The 6,233-nt window shown below is 67.9% G+C and carries 5 protein-coding genes; 3 read left to right on the top strand and 2 right to left on the bottom strand.

Going from position 1 to position 6,233, the window contains the following annotated elements; genetic code table 11:
- Nucleotides 1-51: 51 nt before the first annotated feature.
- Nucleotides 52-1,680, bottom strand: coding sequence for an ABC transporter substrate-binding protein (locus tag AB0J67_RS38380; RefSeq protein WP_363490289.1), 1,629 nt, complete (start codon nt 1,678-1,680; stop codon nt 52-54).
- Between the two features lie 653 nt (nt 1,681-2,333).
- On the opposite strand from AB0J67_RS38380, the gene mdh reads away from it, so the two are divergent.
- Nucleotides 2,334-3,284 (top strand): malate dehydrogenase, encoded by a 951-nt coding sequence (gene mdh, locus AB0J67_RS38385; protein ID WP_363490291.1) that lies wholly within the window; start codon nt 2,334-2,336, stop codon nt 3,282-3,284.
- Between the two features lie 58 nt (nt 3,285-3,342).
- On the opposite strand, the gene AB0J67_RS38390 is transcribed toward mdh, so the two are convergent.
- Nucleotides 3,343-3,825, bottom strand: coding sequence for an MSMEG_6728 family protein (locus tag AB0J67_RS38390; protein WP_363490293.1), 483 nt, complete (start codon nt 3,823-3,825; stop codon nt 3,343-3,345).
- Between the two features lie 90 nt (nt 3,826-3,915).
- Here AB0J67_RS38390 and AB0J67_RS38395 point away from each other — a divergent pair, with 90 nt between their 5' ends.
- A complete protein-coding gene (locus tag AB0J67_RS38395) occupies nt 3,916-4,587 on the top strand; it encodes a uracil-DNA glycosylase (protein WP_363490295.1) in 672 nt (223 codons plus the stop codon).
- 289 nt (nt 4,588-4,876) lie between these two features.
- Complete coding sequence (locus AB0J67_RS38400) at nt 4,877-6,094, top strand: NADP-dependent isocitrate dehydrogenase (RefSeq protein ID WP_363490297.1); 1,218 nt, start codon at nt 4,877-4,879, stop codon at nt 6,092-6,094.
- Nucleotides 6,095-6,233: the final 139 nt, after the last annotated feature.

Here is a 6,233-nt window from a genome sequence, read left to right on the forward strand (position 1 = left end):
GCCGGTCCGATCGGGACCGGCACCACCACCGTCGATCAGGTTGTCAGCGGGTCAGCCGACAGACTCGATCTTGTTGAGGTCGACCCGGGTGAACAGGTCGATCGCGACGTTCTTCACCTTGGTCGAGTGACCGAAGACGTTCTGGCCGAAGCGCAGGGGCAGGACCGGCAGGTCCTTGGCGAGGATGTCCTCGGCCTCCTGGTACTTCTTGATGGCCTCCTCGGCGGTCGGAGCCTCGGTGCCGGCCTTGACCAGGCTGTCGAACTCCGGGTTGCTGTAGCCGTAGTAGTTCGACGAACCACCGGTCGCGTACAGCGGGCCCAGGTAGTTCTCCATCGACGGGTAGTCGAAGGCCCAGCCCAGGCGGAACATGCCGACGTCTTCCTTCGCCTTGACCTTCGTGAGCAGGTCGGCGAACTTCGGCTCCGGGGTGGCCGCGCACTCCACGCCCAGGTTGGCCTTCAGCTGGTTGCAGGTGGCCTCGACCCACTGCTTGTGCGGGCCGTCGGCGTTGTAGCTGATGTTCAGCGTCTTCGGGCCCTTGGCGGACTCGTAGAGCGACTTCGCCTCGGTCGGGTTGAACTCGCACGCCGTGCCGCAGGTCTTGTCGCGGTAGCCCGCGACGACCGGCGAGGTGAAGGAGTACGCCGCCTTCTGCGAACCCTGGAAGATCTTGTTCGCGATCTCCTCACGGTCGATCGCCATCGAGATCGCCTTGCGCACGTCGACGTCCTTGAAACGCGGGTCGAACGTCGGGAACGCCAGGAAGGTGAAGCTCGACGAGGGGGACTGCTGGAAGCGGTCGCCCAGGTCGCCCTGCACGGTGGACAGGCTCTCGGTGGGGATCTGCTTCACCACGTCGAGGTTGTTCGCCAGCAGGTCGGCGTACTCGGCGTCGCTGTTCTGGTAGATCTTGAACAGGGCGCCGCCGATGTGCGGCTTGGTGCCCGCGAACGCGTCGTACTTCTCGACCTCGACCTGCGAGTCGTGCTGCCAGGTGCCCTTGATCTTGAAGGGACCGTTGCCGACCGGGGCCTGCTCGAAGTCCTTCTTGAGGACCAGCGGGCTGGCGGTGTCGTTCTCCCACGCGGCCTTGGGCAGCGGGTAGAACGCGGTGTAGCCCAGCAGCGACTTGAACTCGCTGAACGGCGCGCTCAGGGTGACCGTGAAGGTGTTCTCGTCGACCTTCTTCAGACCGCTGAGGGTGTCGGCCTCCGGCTTGGCGGTGGCCTCGGCCGGGTTCATGGCCTTGTAGCCCTCGACCTTGTCGAAGAAGTAGTTGTTGTCCTGGGCGTTCGGGCCGTAGGCGCCGTAGTTCCAGGCGTTGATGTAGCTGTCGGCGGTCACCGGCTCGCCGTTGTGGAACGTCCAGCCGTCCTTCAGCTTGATCGTCCACGTCTTGTTGTCGGTGGTGGTGATCTCCTGGGCCGCGACCTCGAAGGGCTTGTTGGCCTCGTCGAAGTCGACCAGGGGGGCGAACAGCGCGGAGAGCACCTGCGAACCGCCGGTCTCGGCCGTGTTCGTGGGGATCAGGTGCTTCGGTTCGGAAATACCGATCGAAACAACGCCGTTCTGGTTGGCGCTTCCCGAGTCGCTGCCACCGCTCTTGCCACAGGCCGTGAGGCCGAGAGTGACAGCAAGCGGGAGAGCGGCCCAGGCGGCGAGCCTGCGGACCTGCATTGAGCCTCCTCATCTCCTACGCCGCACCAACAGTCGGCAGGCTGACCTGCCGTTGTCACGCAGTGCAACGTGCGGCAAAGGTAGGACGAAGCTCGGCTCGGCACCAAACCCATGGGTTGCAGATTCGCAACAGTCTAAGGGGAGACTACTTGCGGGTCGCTGACCAGTTCTGGTATTAGAGAGCAGACTGCTGTATGGGCGGAACTAAGCCAGTATGCCCGATTCAAAGCGTGACCGGAACGACAACGAGCTGTCACATTGTGGGACCGCCCCTCGCCCGATTTGCCCCCAAAAGGCGTCCCGGATACTGGAAGATCCTGCCATCAAGCCCACACGGTGATCTATAACACTGTTACCCACAGTTAGTTCCGCAGCTAAAGGGCCAAACGATCGACGCCGGTCAGCGTGGCAGGTACCGCCCGCCCCGGCAGGATCCGTGGTTTTCCGCGGCAATCGGGCGGAGCAGGGGGACGATGGCCGGGGGCCGGTCCCTGGCGACGTGGCCGGGAAGGCCCGGTCCGCGCTCCAGCCCACACCCGGCGCACCCCAACGGCCGTCGATGGAGGCCGCGGGCTATGGTGCGATTCGTTACACCTTCGTCACAGGACCGCGCTGGTCATCGCCAGACGTCCGCCAGCAGGGAGTATGTGCCAATGGGCAAGAAGGTCACCGTCGTCGGCGCCGGTTTCTACGGCTCGACCACCGCGCAGCGCCTGGCCGAGTACGACGTCTTCGAGACCGTCGTGCTGACCGACATCATCGAGGGCAAGCCCGAGGGCCTCGCGCTCGACCTCAACCAGTCGCGCTCCATCGAGGGCTTCGAGACCAAGGTCGTCGGCGCGACCACCGGGGTCGACGGGTCCGGCTACGAGGCCATCGCCGGCTCCGACATCGTCGTGATCACCGCGGGCCTGCCGCGCAAGCCGGGCATGAGCCGTATGGACCTGCTCGGGGTCAACGCGAAGATCGTGCGCGGCGTGGCCGAGCAGGTCGCCAAGCACGCCCCGAACGCCGTCGTCATCGTCGTGTCGAACCCGCTCGACGAGATGACCGCGCTCGCCCAGATCGCCACCCAGTTCCCGAAGAACCGGGTCATCGGCCAGGCGGGCATGCTGGACACCGCCCGCTTCACCCACTTCGTCGCCGAGGAGCTGAACGTCCCGGTCGGCTCGGTGAAGACGCTGACCCTGGGCTCGCACGGCGACACCATGGTGCCGGTCCCGTCGCGCTGCACCGTGAACGGCAAGCCGCTGTCCGAGCTGCTGCCCGCCGAGAAGATCGAGGAGCTGGTCACCCGCACCCGCAACGGCGGTGCCGAGGTCGTCGCGCTGCTCAAGACCGGCTCGGCGTACTACGCCCCGTCGGCCGCCGCGGCCCGCATGGCCAAGGCCGTGGCCGAGGACTCCGGCGAGGTCATGCCGGTCTGCGCGTGGGTCGACGGCGAGTACGGCATCTCCGGCGTCTACCTCGGCGTCGAGGCCGAGATCGGTGCGACCGGCGCCCGCAAGGTCGTCCTGACCGACCTCACCGAGTCCGAGCTGGCCGGCCTCAAGGAGGCCGCCGAGGCCGTCCGCGCCAAGCAGTCCGACGTAGCCGGCCTCTGACCCGCCACTGAAAGGAAGGGCACCTTCCTAACGCCATGCGTGGTGGAAGGTGCCCTTCTTAACGCCCCTGGCACCCCGGAGGGCGGTCCGAGGCCGGCCAGACGTACGGCAGGCCGGTCGGCTCGTCGCCGAACAGCGGCCGGTAGAACTCCGGATCCTTGCGCAGCAGCGCGGCGCGGTGGCCGGCGTGGAACGCCTCGTCGCCCAGCCACGGCGGCAGGTCGCCGGTCGCGGCGAGCGCGGGCTGGGGGCGTACCGCGGCGATGCCGCAGGCCGCCCGGAGGTCGGTCAGCAGGGTGGCGGCGCAGGTGTCCGCGCGGTCGCCCGCCGACCAGGCGGCGCACATGTCCAGGCCGTAGCGGACCAGGGCCTCCTCGTACCCGGCCCACATCTTCACCGCGGGGTGGTGCCGCCAGCCGTATCCGACGACGATCAGGCCGCGCAGCACCTGGATGGTCTCCACCCGCTGCTTGCCCAGCCGCCGCGGGTCGAGCGTGCCCGCGCTCAGCGCGAAGTCCGGATAGGGCAGAAAAGTCTGCACGTCAGGGCATACCCGCAGGTCAGGTGGGGCAAACCGCGGCGCGGGGACGGAGCCGCGCGGTTGTCGGATGTGGGCACTAGGGTGTCCGGCATGGCATTGGACCTGCTCGACCTGCTGCCCGCCGAGTGGCGTGACGTGATGAAGCCGCACCTGGACCTCGAGGCCACCGCGCGGCTGTCGGCGTTCGTGGAGAACGCCTACGCCACCGAGACGGTGTATCCCCCGCAGGAGGACCTGTTCACCGCGTTCCGGCTCACCTCGCCCGCGCACACCCGCGTGCTCATCCTGGGCCAGGACCCGTACTTCAAGCCCGGCCAGGCGCACGGCCTGAGCTTCAGCGTGCGCCCCGGCGTGACCGTGCCGCCGAGCCTGCGCAACGTGTACAAGGAGCTCCGGGACGACCTCGGTGTCGAGCCGCCGCGCAACGGCGACCTGACCCCGTGGGCCAGCCAGGGCGTGCTCATGCTCAACGCGGTGCTGACCGTGGGCGTCAAGCCCGGCAGCCACGCCAACCAGGGCTGGGAGGCGTTCACCGACGCCGCGATCAAGGCTGTCAACGACTCGCCGTATCGGGTGGTCTTCGTGCTGTGGGGGGCCTACGCCCGCAAGAAGGCGGCGCTCGTGCGCAACCCGCACCACGTGGTGCTGGAGGCCGGCCACCCGAGCCCGATGAACCCGGCGGGCTTCCTGGGCAGCAAGCCGTTCTCGCAGATCAAGGCCGCCCTGGCCGAGGCGGGTCGCGGCGAGATCACCTGGAGCTGAGCCCATCCGCCGGCTGGGCCGGGCCGCTGTCCGGGCCGCGGTCCGGCGTCGGGTGCTGTCGCGGGCGTGATCGCTGTTTCGTGCCATGATCTGCGGTTTGGCCACGGATCATGGCACGAAGCAGCGATCTTCCGCGGCCGAGCGGTCCGCACGGGCGGGCGTGGTGACGTGGGGCACCCGACCCTGGGAGTTGCGGCAGGTCGAGTTGGCAGTACGCTCGTACTGCTAGACGTGACCGCCGCCCGGCCCTCTGCAGCCGGACGCCAGAGGTTAGAGGAGCGCCAGCGCGATGGCGAAGATCAAGGTAAACAACCCGGTCGTCGAGCTCGACGGCGACGAGATGACCCGGATCATCTGGAAGCAGATCCGGGAGCAGCTGATCCTGCCCTACCTCGACGTGGAGCTGGAGTACTACGACCTGGGCATGGAGCACCGGGACGCCACCGACGACCAGGTGACCATCGACGCCGCCAACGCCATCAAGCGCCACGGCGTCGGCGTCAAGTGCGCCACCATCACCCCGGACGAGGCCCGGGTCGCCGAGTTCGGCCTGAAGAAGATGTGGAAGTCGCCGAACGGCACCATCCGCAACATCCTCGGCGGCGTCGTGTTCCGCGAGCCGATCATCATGAGCAACGTGCCGCGGCTGGTGCCGGGCTGGACCAAGCCGATCGTCATCGGCCGTCACGCCCACGGCGACCAGTACAAGGCCACCGACTTCGTGGTGCCCGGCCCCGGCAAGGTCACCATCACCTACCAGCCGGCCGACGGCTCGGCGCCGATGGAGCTCACCGTCGCCGACTTCGCCGACGGCGGCGTCGCCATGGGCATGTACAACTTCGACGAGTCGATCCGGGACTTCGCGCGCGCTTCGCTGCGCTACGGCCTGGCCCGCAACTACCCGGTCTACCTGTCGACCAAGAACACGATCCTGAAGGCGTACGACGGCCGGTTCAAGGACATCTTCGCCGAGGTCTTCGAGACCGAGTTCAAGAGCGAGTTCGAGGCCGCCGGCATCACCTACGAGCACCGGCTCATCGACGACATGGTCGCCGCCGCGCTCAAGTGGGAGGGCGGCTTCGTCTGGGCGTGCAAGAACTACGACGGTGACGTGCAGTCCGACACCGTGGCGCAGGGCTTCGGCTCGCTGGGCCTGATGACCTCCGTGCTGATGACGCCCGACGGCAAGACCGTCGAGGCCGAGGCCGCGCACGGCACGGTCACCCGGCACTACCGCCAGTGGCAGAAGGGCGAGAAGACGTCGACCAACCCGATCGCGTCGATCTTCGCCTGGACCCGGGGCCTGGCCCACCGCGGCAAGCTGGACGGCACCCCGGAGGTGACCAACTTCGCGAACACGCTGGAGCAGGTCATCATCGAGACCGTCGAGGGCGGCGCGATGACCAAGGACCTCGCGCTGCTGATCTCGCGGGACGCGCCGTGGCAGACCACCGAGGAGTTCATGAACACCCTCGACACCAACCTGGCCCGCCGGCTCGGCGCCTGATCGCCGCAAATCGGGCGGGCGCCCGGAACCTGGTCCGGCTCCACTCGTTTGACCAGGTGAAACAGCAGAAGAATCCCGCCTGAAGTCCCTTCCCAACAGAGCCGGGCCGCGGGCGGGGCGCGGGGGGTGTGGGGCGTGG

This window comes from Catellatospora sp. NPDC049609, from assembly GCF_040675365.1.
In the GTDB taxonomy this organism is placed as follows: domain Bacteria; phylum Actinomycetota; class Actinomycetes; order Mycobacteriales; family Micromonosporaceae; genus Catellatospora.

Bases quoted from the DNA above. Each gene is read 5' to 3' on its own strand.
- AB0J67_RS38395 (WP_363490295.1), top strand. From the start codon at position 3,916: ATGGCATTGGACCTGCTCGACCTGCTGCCCGCCGAGTGGCGTGACGTG.
- mdh (WP_363490291.1), top strand. From the start codon at position 2,334: ATGGGCAAGAAGGTCACCGTCGTCGGCGCCGGTTTCTACGGCTCGACC.
- AB0J67_RS38380 (WP_363490289.1), bottom strand. From the start codon at position 1,680: ATGCAGGTCCGCAGGCTCGCCGCCTGGGCCGCTCTCCCGCTTGCTGTC.
- AB0J67_RS38400 (WP_363490297.1), top strand. From the start codon at position 4,877: ATGGCGAAGATCAAGGTAAACAACCCGGTCGTCGAGCTCGACGGCGAC.